A 12191-nucleotide genomic window follows, 5' to 3' on the forward strand; every position below is an offset into this window, starting at 1 on the left:
CTTATCTCCTAGATGATGAGTTGTTCTTAAAAAAGCGGTCAATATCGGCCTGACTAAGACCAATCATGGGGTCAATACTCAGTAGATTGGCTTGGGTTAGGCGGTAGGTCTCTGGCGCCACTTCGGAAGGTTCTTTGAGTGTTGTAGGATTCTTAATTTCAGGGCTTTGACTGGCCAGCCTTTGGTCCGCCCCGACGATAGTTGCTTGAGGGGCCAGGTCAGTCTGGCTGGCCGATGACCAATCAGGAACAGCTTTCTCTGCCGGATTATCAAAAGCTAGAGAGCTGGCTCCTTCGCTTGCTGCTAGTTCTTGCGGACTTTCAGTATCCTGGGCTTCTTGAGCAAAGCGTTGAATGAGGTAGGTTTTTCGTTGGGTCCCTTGATTTCTAACAGCATAATCAAAAGCAGAGACCTCCCCAAGCATAATCAATTTGCTCTTGGAGCGGGTGATGGCTGTGTAGATTAGATTGCGTTGGAGCATGCGACCGCTCTGGCGGGTCAGGGGTAAAATGACCACCTGAAATTCACTCCCTTGAGATTTATGGATGGACATGGCATAGGCCAGGGTGATTTTATGCCATTCATTGCGAGGATAAACCACTTCGCTACCATCAAAGTCCAGCCAGATTTCATCCTGCTTGCTCTCAGTATATTTGCCAGGAATCAGGTCGGTGATACGACCGATATCTCCGTTGAAAACATTGAGCTCGGCGTCGTTAATCAGGTGGAGGACCTTATCGCCCTTTCGAAACTTGAGGTCATTAAAGAGAAATTGGCTACCAGCTTCTTTTAGGGGATTGAGGAGCTCTTGCATCAGAGTGTTGAGGTTGGTAATGCCTGCTTGGCCACGGTACATAGGGGCCAGAATTTGGATTTCCTGTGCCTCTATTCCGCTACGAATGGCTGAGCTGACAATTTGTTGGGCCAGGCTGGGAATGTGGTTGGCCTGGGCTTCAAAGTAGGAGCGGTCAGCCTTCTTGGCGGTGAAATCTGCAGGCAGTTGCCCCTGACGAATTTGACTAGCCAAGGTGACAATGGTGGAATCTTCTGACTGGCGGAAGATTTTTGTCAGACTGACTTGGGGCAGGCTGGAGATCTTTAAAAGGTCAGCCAAGACCTGTCCCGGTCCCACCGAAGGTAGCTGGTCGCTATCACCCACAATAATCACCTGGGTGTTGCTGGAGATAGCGCTCAGTAATTGATTGGCCAGCCAGGCATCGACCATAGAAAATTCATCAATAATAATCAGATCACAGTCCAGATAGTCATCCAGTGTCTGAAAATCGCTGTCGTCAGTAGTCAGGCCTAGGTGGCGGTGGATGGTAGCGGCTGGTAGCCCCGTCAGCTCACTCATCCGCCGACTAGCCCGACCAGTAGGGGCAGCTAAGATGATAGGCAGGTCGCCCTTATTAAGGTCAATCCCCTTGAGCTGGGCATAGGTCTTGATCAAACCTTTGATGACAGTCGTTTTACCAGTTCCAGGTCCCCCTGTCAGGAGAAAGACTTTGCTGGTCAGAGCTTGAATAATAGCTTCCTTTTGGATGGTGTCATAGTGAACACCTAACTCATCTTGAATCTCTGCTAGCTCAGCTTCAATTTCCTTGTCTGAGTAGTCTTGCTCAAGAGGTAGGGCCAGAATCCGTTCCAGATTGTTTCTAATGCCTTCTTCGGCATAGTAGAGGGTATTGTCAAAGATACGGGTGCCTATGTTCTGCACCTTATCTTCAGCGATGAGGTTGGTCAATTCATTAGCCACTAAGGCTGGGTTCAATTCCACCTGGCGAGCTTCTTCTAGGAGAGTGACGGCATTTTCCAACAGGTCACGGGCTTCCACATAGGTATCGCCTCTTTCCAAGGAGGTTTCGGTCAGACTATGAACCAGGGCTGCCCGAAAGCGTTGGGGGGAGTCGCTCTCAATCCCTAACTGCTGGGCCAGATTATCTGCAATCTTAAAGCCAATCCCCTTGATATCTTCGACTAAACGGTAGGGATTCTCCTGGAGAATATCTAGAGTCTCTTCCTTGTAGCTATCATAGATGTCCAGGGCCTGGCGGTTACTGAGGCCAAATTCAGCCAATTTTGAGAGAATTTGCTCGGTTCCATAGTTGGCCCTCAGCCGAGCTAGAAAATTTGCTCGATTGGTCTTGGAAAGACCAGAGATGGCTTCTAGCTTATCGGGTTGGGCCAAGATTTTGTCGATAGTATTGTCATCGCCATAGGTCTCAACAATTCTTTGGGCAGTCTTTTTCCCAATCCCCTTAAAATTATCGCTAGAGAAATACTTAATAAGGCCCGCCGAGGTCAACTGGGCGCGTTCGTATCGGCTGACTTTCAACTGTTCGCCGTACTTGGGGTGCTGGGTCAACTGGCCCCAGAAGGTATAGTCCTCTCCCTCCATGATGTCGGCCATCGTACCCGTGATGATGATTTCAAAATCGTCGAAATCAGGAGCATTAGTCTCCTCAATCTCTAGGAGGAGGATCTTAAAGAAGTTACTAGCATTTTCAAAAATAATGCGTTCAACAGTTCCTGAAAAATAGAGTTCTGTCATGATTTCCTACCTTTTTGGCTGGTTTTATAGGAAGGGAGGCGCTGGTTGGCTAATAAAAAAGAGGGGTGGGAGTGGCTTAGTTGCCCTTCTCCTTTCTCCCTCGCTTGTTTTAGCAGTCTGACTTTATTATTCTGGATTACCGATTTTATCAAGAGGCCAGAAGCGGAATTTCACCTCGCCAACAATGTTACTGTCTTTAAAGGTTCCGACGGCCCGACTATCCTTGGAAACAATTCGGTCATCCCCTAGGAGGAAGTACTGGCCCTTGGGCACCGTAACAGTAAAGCTAGCATTGCCATCCTTATCAACGGTGAAAGATTGAGCTGATTTAGCTAGCTGTTGGAAGTAGTCATTATAGGTATAGGTAGACTGGAGCTTATCCTTGACAAATTTAGCTTGGTAGGAATTGAGGTAGGGCTCGTTGACCTCCTTGCCGTTAACGGTCAGTTTGTCATGGTCGTAAGTAATGGTATCGCCAGGCAGGCCAATGACACGCTTGACGATTTGTTTGCTTTTGCCATTTTCATTTTCCTTGGCAACGACAATATCGAAGCGATCAATCTTGGCCGTCTTGACAACAAATAGTCTTTGTTTGCCGGCCAGGGTCGGATCCATGGAATGCCCATCGACAATTGATGTGGTCCAAATGAAGATGCGACTGAGTAAAATGATGGCGAAGACGGCGATATAAAGACCCCATTCTTTCATAAAATAGAGAAAAGGGGAGTCGTAGTAGTTAATGTTTTTTTTCTTGGTTGTAGTAGCAGACATGGCGTGTAGGATCCTTTAGTGATTCAATAATTTTTGGGCTTTTTTGGTATTGGCAAAGTGGAGCTTGGCGCAGTGCCTGAGCCCTTCCATGCCATAGGCCGCCAATAGTTGACTGGCCACCTTGTCAGATTTGGCACCAGCTCCGCTGGGCAGCTGATAGCCCAAATCCTCTCCCAGCTTTTTGAGATTTTCTAGGAAGAGGTTGCGGGCAATAATGGAACTGACGGCAACCGCCAGATACTTGCCTTCGGCCTTTTCTTCAAAGGTTAGAGGGTTGGCAAACTGGTTGCGCTCCCCTTTTAGGTACTTCTTATAGTTGTTTTGGCTGGTGAAGGCATCAATGACGATCTTGTCAGGCTTAGGCACTTCCTGCAGGAGCAGGTAGATGGCCTGGTTGTGCAGAGCTACCTTAACCGATACGGCATTGTGGGCTTTGCCTGGGCCTACCACCTCATTGTATTTGGCTGGCGATAGGAGCAGGGCCTTGTGGGGAATTTTCTCCTCCAAAATAGGGGCAAGTTGCTGGATTTTGCGGTCGTTTAGGACCTTGGAATCCGCCACCCCTAAGTCTCTGAGTAGGGCCTGGTCACTCGGTCGAACCAGACTAGCGACAACGGCTAAGCCCCCAAAATAGGAGCCGTTTCCCACCTCGTCAGAGCCAATCAGGCTCAACTTTTCTTGAGCAATCTTGCCCTGATTGCTAGATTTAGTCTCTGAAGCCAGAGCTTCATCGCCTTGGTAGCCGAATCTTTGAGCGACTTTTAGAGCTCTCTTGCCTTGAAAAACAATCTTGCCAGAAGTATAGACGAGGACAGTTGTCTCTTGGTACTTAGCCGCAAAGCTGACGTAGGGATTATTGATAGCTATTTGGTAGTCAGCTAACTCGGTCATCAGGCTATTTGTCCGCCCTTGGCCCATTTTCATGACGAGAGTGTTCATGAAGACTATTTTATCATAAAAAGCTCTTGGCGTGATAGTTTGGAGTCAGAAAAATCTGAGTCTGAACGATTTATTTTTATCCCCAGTTTTAGGTCTTCTCAGCTGGCCTAGTCTTGCTTTTAGTGATTGTCTAAAGACTAAAATTACGGTATAATGACAAAAAAGAGGTGCACCTATGACAAAGACAAAAAATCGCTATAAATTTACATTTGGACAGAAACCTTTAACCCTGACCACCGATAAGGATAATCTCTTTATGGAAGAAGTCGAACGGGTGGCTCGGGAGAAGTACGATAGCATCAAGGAGTCTTTGCCAACTGCTGATGATGAAACGGTGGCTATTCTTATGGCCATCAATTCCCTATCGACCCAGCTCAGCCGAGAAATTGAGTTTGATAAGAAGGAAGCTGAGCTAGACAGCCTGCGCAAAAAAACCTTGACCAATATTAAAGGACGCAAGGCCAGCAAGGCTAGTGGTAATTAAGGTATGGTTTCTCTGATTATTCTCCTCCTTTTGGCTTGGAATTTTTACCTTGGCTATAGCCGAGGCCTTTTTTTGCAGGCCTTTTACCTGTTTGGAAGTCTGGTGGCTATTGTGGTTGCTGGCCTTTTTAAAGCTGGTCTGGCTCAGGCTCTCAACCTCTGGGTGCCCTATGCCAATCCCACTCAAGGGGGTAAGATGGCCTTCTTCACCACGGAGAATGTTTTTGGCCTCAATCGCCTTTATTATGCTGGTGTTGCCTTTCTCATCATTTACTTGGCGGTTTACCTAGTTTTTCGTTTTTTAGGGGTCTTCGCCCATGCCTTTGAAGTTTCACGCTTGGAGGAATTGGCCTACCAAAGAACCATTGCTGGCGGTCTGGCCGTCTTGATAACAGCCTTTGGCTTGGCTTTGTTTTTCACCCTTCTAGCCACCGTTCCCATGACTGGCCTACAAAATTTTCTGGCCGATAACTGGCTGGTCAAATGCTTGATTATGATTTTCCCCAAGTTTTTGTTTGAGTAATATACTCAATGAAAATCGAAAGAGCCGAGGCAAGGAGCAAAGCTATCAAGCCACTAAAGTTGCTGATAGCTTACGGCAATCTCCATAGCGATTGCCTAACTCCCTTACTAACCTCACAAAGTTGGTGAGATCGACCAACTTTGCTCCGCATCGCACGAACTGCAGGTAGCTCAAAAGGTCTGGGAGACCTTTTGAGGTTGGAAATAGGGAAAGCTTTGCTTTCCTCAGCAGGTACAGCAATGTGAGTTAACGATGCGACACGAGGTAGAAACTGTCGTTACACAGTTTCCACAGAGTTAGCCAGGGATATAGAAAACTACAATCGTAGTTTTCGTAGTCATTCTAATAAGAAATCATAGAGTGACTTTATCCGTGGGAAAATTTTTATTTTCGAAGAGTATTAGCTAATTCTAAATCTTTCAGAGCCTGCCTAGGCTCTTTTTTAGTTTTCTGGCTAGTTCTGTGAGCAGAGCCTAGGTCCAAGGATTGTCACTTGCGAGTTTTACTGGCTCCCGAAATTGTAGAGAGTATCGCATTCATTTGTAGTCAAACATGAATTGGTGGATTCTCTTCTTCAAAAAACGAAGGAAGTAGACAAAATGAAGGGTTGCTCCTCTTGTTTTCAGGGCTAAGGTCTGGCCAAGCCTTTGGCTAGTCGTTCTCTCAGTTTTTCCTTGGAAATTTGTTATAATAGCCTCATGAATACAAAAATCATGGAAGCCTTGGAATTTGCCAAGGTTAAAAATCAATTTGAGCCCTATTTACAGACAGAAATTGCTCAAGAAGAGTTGCGAGACCTTCTACCAGATACCAATCGGGAAAAGATTGAGCGAGCCTTCGCAGAAATTGCTGATATGGAGGCTATTTTTGTCGAGTATCATGGCTTTTCTATTGGCTCTATCAAGAGCCTGGCTGAACCCCTGCGCCGTCTGGAGTTGGAGGCCGACCTCAATGTGGATGAGCTTTTGGCCATCAAGAAGGTCTTACAGGTCTCGGCAGAAGTCGGTCGCTTCTATGAGAATCTGGAAAATGTCCAGCTGACAGCGCTCCAGCGACTCTTTGAAAATCTGGAGGCCTTTCCCAAATTACAGGGCAGTCTCCAGGCCATCAATGATGGTGGTTTTATTGAAGATTTTGCCAGTCCCAGCTTGGGCAAGATTCGTCAGCGAATTCACCAAGGTGAGGATCAGGTTCGCCAGATCCTCCAGAACTTGGTCAAATCCAAGTCGGATATGTTGGCGGAGAATCTGATTGCCAGCCGTAACGGTCGGTCGGTTTTACCTGTTCGCAATACCTATCGCAATAAGATAGCTGGAGTAGTCCACGATATTTCGGCTTCGGGGACGACGGTTTATATCGAGCCCCGGGCTGTGGTGCAGCTCAATGAAGATATCACTCAGGCCAGAGCGGATGAGCGGCATGAATTGCATCGGATTTTGCGGGAGTTATCAGACTTACTTCGCCCCCATACCCAGACTATCCGTAACAATGCTTGGCTGATTGGGCATTTGGATGTCGTGCGGGCTAAATACCTCTACATGCAGGAATATCAGGCCAGTTTGCCCAGTCTGTCAGAGGATAAGACAGTCAACTTGCTCAATGTTCGTCATCCTTTGTTAATAAATCCTATTGCCAATGATCTTCATTTTTCTAAAAATCTCTCTGTTATTGTTATTACCGGACCCAATACGGGCGGTAAGACCATCATGCTTAAGACCTTGGGTTTGAGTCAAATCATGGCTCAGTCAGGTTTACCAATTCTAGCAGATCCAGGAAGCAAGGTAGCTATCTTCAAGGAAATTTTTGCGGATATCGGCGATGAGCAGTCCATCGAACAGAGCCTGTCGACCTTCTCCAGTCACATGGGGCACATTGTTGATATTTTGAAGCGGGCTGATGAACAGAGTCTTGTCCTGCTCGACGAATTGGGAGCAGGGACTGATCCGCAGGAAGGTGCCAGTTTGGCCATGGCCATTTTAGGACACTTGCGTCTCAGCGATATCAAAACTATGGCTACGACCCACTATCCTGAGCTTAAAGCTTACGGAATTGAAACCGCACACGTTCAGAATGCCAGTATGGCATTTGATATAGACAGTCTCAGGCCAACTTACCATTTTATGCAGGGCGTTCCGGGGCGTTCCAATGCCTTTGAAATTGCTAGACGTCTGGGCCTGGCTAAGGTTATCGTGGATGATGCTGAACAGATGACTAATCGCGAGAGTGATACCAATGTTATTATTGAGCAGCTGGAAGCGCAAACTGCTGAGAGCCGTAAGCGATTGGATCATATTCGTGATGTTGAACAGGAAAATCTTAAGTTTAACCGAGCCGTCAAGAAGCTCTATAATGAGTTTTCGCATGCTTATGACAAGGAATTGGCTAAGGCGCAGGCTGAGATTCGTCAGCTGGTGTCTCAGGCGACGGACGAGAGTAACCAAATCCTTAAACATCTTAAGGATCGTTCGCAGCTTAAACCGCATGAAGTGATTGAGGCTAAAGGCAAACTTAAGAAATTGGCTCCTAGTGAAGACCTTTCTAAAAATAAGGTTTTGCGTAAGGCTAAAAAGCAAAAGGCAGCACGTGCGCCTAAAGTAGGGGACGATGTCATTGTTATCGCCTACGGTCAGCGTGGGACCCTCATCAATCAGCTCAAGGATGGTCGCTGGGAGGCTCAGGTTGGTCTGATTAAAATGACCCTAAAGGAAGCTGAGTTCAATCTAGTGAAACATCAGGAAAGTCAGAAGGCCCGTAAGAAAAAACAAGTTAATGTTGTCAAAAGGTCCGCAAGCACGGGACCGCACGCCCGTTTGGATCTCCGAGGTAAGCGCTATGAAGAGGCTATGCAGGAACTGGATGACTTTATTGATCAGGCTCTGCTCAATAATATGGCTCAGGTTGATATTATTCATGGCATCGGTACCGGTGTCATCCGTGAAGGTGTGACCAAGTATCTGCGCAGCCATCGTCATGTCAAGAGCTTTGGCTATGCCCCTCAAAATGCAGGTGGTTCGGGCTGTACCATTGCTAACTTAGGCTAAACACGACTAATTAAGAATGTTGGCTTATGTCACGTCAGCTTTTGTATTAACTAGAGAGGAAAAGTCATGAAAGGTTTTACGCACAAGGTTCAATACTATGAAACCGATCGGATGGGCATTACACATCATTCCAACTATGTCCGTTGGATGGAGGAGGCGCGTGTTTATTTTTTGGATGAGGTAGGTCTTCCTTATGATAAGTTAGAGGCTGATGGTATTATTTCGCCAGTTACTGCAGTAGATTGCCACTATAAAGCGACATCAACATTTGCAGATGTTATCGCTATTGATATTAGGGTTAGTATACTTAAGGGAGCCAAACTGGGATTTGACTATGTGATGACGAATCAAGATGGACAGCTGGTTTGTCAGGCACATTCGGAACATAGTTTTTTAGATAAGGCTGGACGGTTTGTTGCTCTCAAGAAGGTTTACCCTGACTTCTATGCGAAGGTCCAAGAAATGATCAACCAAGATTAACGAACACTTGTCACGGAAAAATCAGTCCTTATGAAAATTAGAAAGAAATACAGATGATCAAACTTATTGCTGTTGATATGGACGGTACTCTTTTAAACAATCAGAAACAACTGCCTCAGGAAAACATTGAGGCCCTTCAGAAAGCTAGCCAAGCCGGTTGCGATGTTGTACTTTGTACAGGTCGCTGTCAGTCTGGTGTGGAACCTTATGCAAGGGAGTTGGGCTTGGGACAAGACAATGAATTTGCAATTTTAAACAATGGCTGCTCAACCTTTACGCTTAAGGATTGGGCCTTAGTTGATTACGTGACCCTGAGTAATCAGGAAGTCAAGGAACTATTGGATAGGGTCGCCGATTATGATGATATCTATTTAACCTTGACGGAGCAGGAACGCTTTTTGGTCTTTGCAAATCAGGTGCCCGAGATTGTCGCCTATGATGCTAGTTTAATTTTCACTCAGGCTCAGACCATTTCTTGGTCGGATTTTCAGGCGGGGCATGGCCGAATTTTCCAGGCGATGATTATGGGAGATAGTGCTGCTTTAGACCGTTTTCATGACGAAAATTTTCCTTATTTTGATCAACATTTTTCCCATGTTCGCAGCCAGCACTATATTGTTGAAGCGCTCCCTAAGGGAACAACCAAGGCTTCTGGACTCAAGGCATTGGCCCAGCAACTGGGAATCGATCGCTCTGAAATAATGGCTCTAGGCGATGCTGCTAACGACTTAGAAATGCTGAAATTTGCCGGCCACAGTGTGGCTATGGCCAACGCAGCAGCCAGCGTGAAAGCAGTTTGTAATTACCAGACGGCCAGCAATGACCAAGCAGGCGTCGCCCAAGCTATTTATGAGTATGTATTAGATTAAAAGGTTTGGTTGTGCGCCAAACTTTTTTAATACTATTTGAAATAGAAGCGCTAGGTTGTTGTGATCGAACACTCCTCTGCTTTTAGTGTTTTGAATATCATAAAAGAGAGAACCAGCTTGATTCTCTCCTGTGTTTAATTATTGACTATCAGCTATTGTATTGAATTAGCAGAAGAACGATACTGACTAATCCGAAATTATCAAACTATCTAATTTGTAGCATAGTGATAATAAGCTTCAAGAGCTGTGAGACAAACTGTAAGACCTAACCCATACCACCGGATTACTAAAATAATTATTATTTCTTCCGATTTATCAGATTTAGGAGCATTATAACAACAAGTACTGTAATGCCTCCAATAATAAAACACTTCATAACTAACATTCTATTCATGTGGACCTAACCCTATTTAGCGACACCAAGATGGAGGCGGGGAGATTTAAGTATGGGCTACTTTCTTCTAAAAAGTGGAAAAAGCTTGATTGAATAAGTAAGTGTCATACCTAAAATTGCTAATACCAGCAAGATAAACACAAATTTTCCAGAATGCTTATTTGGTGAACAAACGGCAATAAGGGCTAATAAGGCGACTAAATAGATCAGGAATTTTTCCTTAACAAATTTTTTCATAACAGTAATTAAAGCTGTGAACCAGCGATTGCGCATGTAGTTCCTACTACCATTCCTTCACCAATGCCACCCAAAACAGCACCTACAACACTTCCTACTCCCGGTTCTGCAGCAGTGCCAGCTATTAAACTTTTACCTGCACCGTCCAGTGCTCCACCGACAAATCCTCCAGCAAAGCCTATTGCCGCTCCCAAAGCATTAAATTCACCGCCAACTTCTACGAGATTTTCGCTATCTACAATTTCAAAATCACTAAATGCGATAGAATTCATGTCTACCTCCAATTTTGCTTACGGAAGATTATATATAGAACTGTGCCATATCCTATAAATATAATAAATTCTATGATAGACCTCAGTTTAGAATACTCCCAATTTAGGTATAAAAATATCCCACAGAGTATCAAATAACTTACATAACAAAGCAGGAGAACTAAATTACGCATAAGCTAATTACCCGATAAATATTGATATCCATCATAAATCAAATTAGCAGTTGTCAATACAGCAGTTAGAACTGTAAATAAAGCTGATGGAAGAGCCAGGAGTTTAGTTGCGGATTGAGAAACAGGAGCTTCTAAAGTAGCGTCTGACAGCCTCTAAAATAATATTAACGGTGACAAGCGCAACAATTAAAATAATATAGGTGACTTCTTGTTTCATAAGATTCCTTCCAAAGATACGGCGTGTTATGAGGAGTGGCTAAGCACCTTATTAACTGTGAGACTTCGGATATTTTCAGCCGAAGTTTCTTCGTGTCGCCAAGCTGTTTGCAATTCAAAGAATTTTAGGACTTGAGCTTGAGGTAAAAGCCCTAAGTTTGATTCTGTGGTGCAGTACTCGATTGACGCAGTGGTTGGGAGTAAGACTTGTTGGTTAGGCCTAGAAGTCTTACTCCTGCATGGTTTATTAGGTTCTTTAGCACCAATGAACCACTTTCAAAGTTGCGATAGAACTGGCGAAGTAAGTATATCTTCCACGAAGCACCAAAACTTCTGGGACGGTTCATCTAATTCACAAAGTCGTAGGCAAGTTTATTTTTTCTTACATTAAAGGGGGTCAGAAAAAGGCCCCGACATCATGATGGAGGCGGAGAAACTTTTGTTAGGGCATAGTTAATGAACTTTTATATCTGTAGTAAGTTCCTCAGCTTTTTAACTGAAAAGAACTGTAACTAAAGACCAAAAGATATCAATCAATGTTTTTATTTATCTTTATCCACCTGATGATTCCAGCAATCAGAAGCACTGTTATTAAACCAATGGCTGTTAATCCTACTATAATAGCCAACTTATCCGAGATGACACCAAGTCTATATAATAACCGCATAATTGAAACTGCTGTAAGTATGATTAACGATGAAATTTCAAGCCTAATCTGAGAAGCAGTTTTATGGTCAACAATTCTTAAAAAGCTAGGAAGCAACACTAAAGTAATAATAATCAAAAATAGATTAGAAAATATTTTTTCTTCACTATTGAACGGCCAAATCATTAATAAATTAGCGATAACGTTCAGAGATGAAAATAAAATCAACGACCATCTTTTTGTCATTATCTATACCTCTTCCAAATGGAAATAACCAAATAATTTATTCTCCATATGTTGCTGCACCGTAACCTATCATTGCTCCTGCAACGGCAGATGTAGCTAAATAAGCACCAGCAACTCCCCAGCCAACTGGACCAGTAAGCGAAAGAAATGCCATCGTTGCACCACCATAAGTAGCTGCGCCTTCTAATATAGAGTCCACACCCTTTCCAGCCTCTACAGTAGAGAGTAGTTGGTTATCTGCCACCTCAAAACTATCAAAAGCCATTGAGTCTAAAGTTACTGTGTTCATAAAAAATTCTCCTTTTCAAAAATTATGTGGTTATTTTAAAGCTTAAAATTTACTTATGCAA

General features: G+C 44.4%; 11 protein-coding genes. 5 read left to right on the forward strand and 6 right to left on the reverse strand.

Features of this window, described 5'->3' with window-relative positions:
- Nucleotide 1 precedes the first annotated feature (1 nt).
- The 3 genes from recD2 to rnhC form a co-directional block, all read right to left on the reverse strand.
- Entirely contained in the window at nt 2-2551 is a 2550-nt protein-coding gene (gene recD2 / locus DYE66_RS03705; RefSeq protein ID WP_003000920.1) for an SF1B family DNA helicase RecD2, read from the reverse strand.
- Between the two features lie 126 nt (nt 2552-2677).
- Nucleotides 2678-3322 carry a signal peptidase I gene (gene lepB, locus DYE66_RS03710; RefSeq protein ID WP_003001250.1) on the reverse strand — a complete coding sequence of 215 codons (645 nt, stop codon included), beginning with the start codon at nt 3320-3322 and terminating at the stop codon, nt 2678-2680.
- 15 nt (nt 3323-3337) lie between these two features.
- Nucleotides 3338-4261 carry a ribonuclease HIII gene (gene rnhC, locus DYE66_RS03715; protein WP_044124040.1) on the reverse strand — a complete coding sequence of 308 codons (924 nt, stop codon included), beginning with the start codon at nt 4259-4261 and terminating at the stop codon, nt 3338-3340.
- Between the two features lie 175 nt (nt 4262-4436).
- Here rnhC and DYE66_RS03720 point away from each other — a divergent pair, with 175 nt between their 5' ends.
- The 5 genes from DYE66_RS03720 (at nt 4437) to DYE66_RS03740 (ending at nt 9657) form a co-directional block, all read left to right on the forward strand.
- Nucleotides 4437-4745, forward strand: coding sequence for a hypothetical protein (locus tag DYE66_RS03720; RefSeq protein ID WP_003000931.1), 309 nt, complete (start codon nt 4437-4439; stop codon nt 4743-4745).
- A 3-nt stretch (nt 4746-4748) separates the two neighbouring features.
- Nucleotides 4749-5267, forward strand: a complete 519-nt coding sequence (locus DYE66_RS03725) for a CvpA family protein (protein ID WP_003000928.1) — start codon at nt 4749-4751, stop codon at nt 5265-5267.
- Nucleotides 5268-5965: 698 nt separating this feature from the next.
- The gene (locus tag DYE66_RS03730; RefSeq protein WP_044124041.1) at nt 5966-8308 is read left to right on the forward strand and encodes an endonuclease MutS2; all 2343 of its coding nucleotides are present in this window, start codon (nt 5966-5968) and stop codon (nt 8306-8308) included.
- Between the two features lie 66 nt (nt 8309-8374).
- Nucleotides 8375-8788, forward strand: a complete 414-nt coding sequence (locus tag DYE66_RS03735) for an acyl-CoA thioesterase (RefSeq protein WP_003000957.1) — start codon at nt 8375-8377, stop codon at nt 8786-8788.
- 53 nt (nt 8789-8841) lie between these two features.
- Nucleotides 8842-9657: a Cof-type HAD-IIB family hydrolase gene (locus DYE66_RS03740; protein ID WP_003001082.1), complete on the forward strand. Its 816-nt coding sequence runs from the start codon at nt 8842-8844 to the stop codon at nt 9655-9657.
- A 639-nt stretch (nt 9658-10296) separates the two neighbouring features.
- Here DYE66_RS03740 and DYE66_RS03750 read toward each other — a convergent pair.
- The 3 genes from DYE66_RS03750 to DYE66_RS03765 all read right to left on the reverse strand — a co-directional run bounded on the left by DYE66_RS03750 (nt 10297) and on the right by DYE66_RS03765 (nt 12130).
- Nucleotides 10297-10560, reverse strand: coding sequence for a hypothetical protein (locus tag DYE66_RS03750; protein ID WP_003000835.1), 264 nt, complete (start codon nt 10558-10560; stop codon nt 10297-10299).
- 918 nt (nt 10561-11478) lie between these two features.
- The gene (locus DYE66_RS03760; RefSeq protein WP_019783059.1) at nt 11479-11841 is read right to left on the reverse strand and encodes a hypothetical protein; all 363 of its coding nucleotides are present in this window, start codon (nt 11839-11841) and stop codon (nt 11479-11481) included.
- 37 nt (nt 11842-11878) lie between these two features.
- Nucleotides 11879-12130: a hypothetical protein gene (locus DYE66_RS03765; RefSeq protein WP_004219403.1), complete on the reverse strand. Its 252-nt coding sequence runs from the start codon at nt 12128-12130 to the stop codon at nt 11879-11881.
- Nucleotides 12131-12191: the final 61 nt, after the last annotated feature.

The sequence above is a fragment of the Streptococcus downei MFe28 genome (assembly GCF_900459175.1).
In the GTDB taxonomy this organism is placed as follows: Bacteria; Bacillota; Bacilli; order Lactobacillales; family Streptococcaceae; genus Streptococcus; species Streptococcus downei.

Excerpts from the sequence above, each read along its gene's own strand:
- recD2 (WP_003000920.1), bottom strand. The coding sequence starts at position 2,551 with ATGACAGAACTCTATTTTTCAGGAACTGTTGAACGCATTATTTTTGAA.
- lepB (WP_003001250.1), bottom strand. The coding sequence starts at position 3,322 with ATGTCTGCTACTACAACCAAGAAAAAAAACATTAACTACTACGACTCC.
- rnhC (WP_044124040.1), bottom strand. The coding sequence starts at position 4,261 with ATGAACACTCTCGTCATGAAAATGGGCCAAGGGCGGACAAATAGCCTG.
- DYE66_RS03720 (WP_003000931.1), top strand. The coding sequence starts at position 4,437 with ATGACAAAGACAAAAAATCGCTATAAATTTACATTTGGACAGAAACCT.
- DYE66_RS03725 (WP_003000928.1), top strand. The coding sequence starts at position 4,749 with ATGGTTTCTCTGATTATTCTCCTCCTTTTGGCTTGGAATTTTTACCTT.
- DYE66_RS03730 (WP_044124041.1), top strand. The coding sequence starts at position 5,966 with ATGAATACAAAAATCATGGAAGCCTTGGAATTTGCCAAGGTTAAAAAT.
- DYE66_RS03735 (WP_003000957.1), top strand. The coding sequence starts at position 8,375 with ATGAAAGGTTTTACGCACAAGGTTCAATACTATGAAACCGATCGGATG.
- DYE66_RS03740 (WP_003001082.1), top strand. The coding sequence starts at position 8,842 with ATGATCAAACTTATTGCTGTTGATATGGACGGTACTCTTTTAAACAAT.
- DYE66_RS03750 (WP_003000835.1), bottom strand. The coding sequence starts at position 10,560 with ATGAATTCTATCGCATTTAGTGATTTTGAAATTGTAGATAGCGAAAAT.
- DYE66_RS03760 (WP_019783059.1), bottom strand. The coding sequence starts at position 11,841 with ATGACAAAAAGATGGTCGTTGATTTTATTTTCATCTCTGAACGTTATC.
- DYE66_RS03765 (WP_004219403.1), bottom strand. The coding sequence starts at position 12,130 with ATGAACACAGTAACTTTAGACTCAATGGCTTTTGATAGTTTTGAGGTG.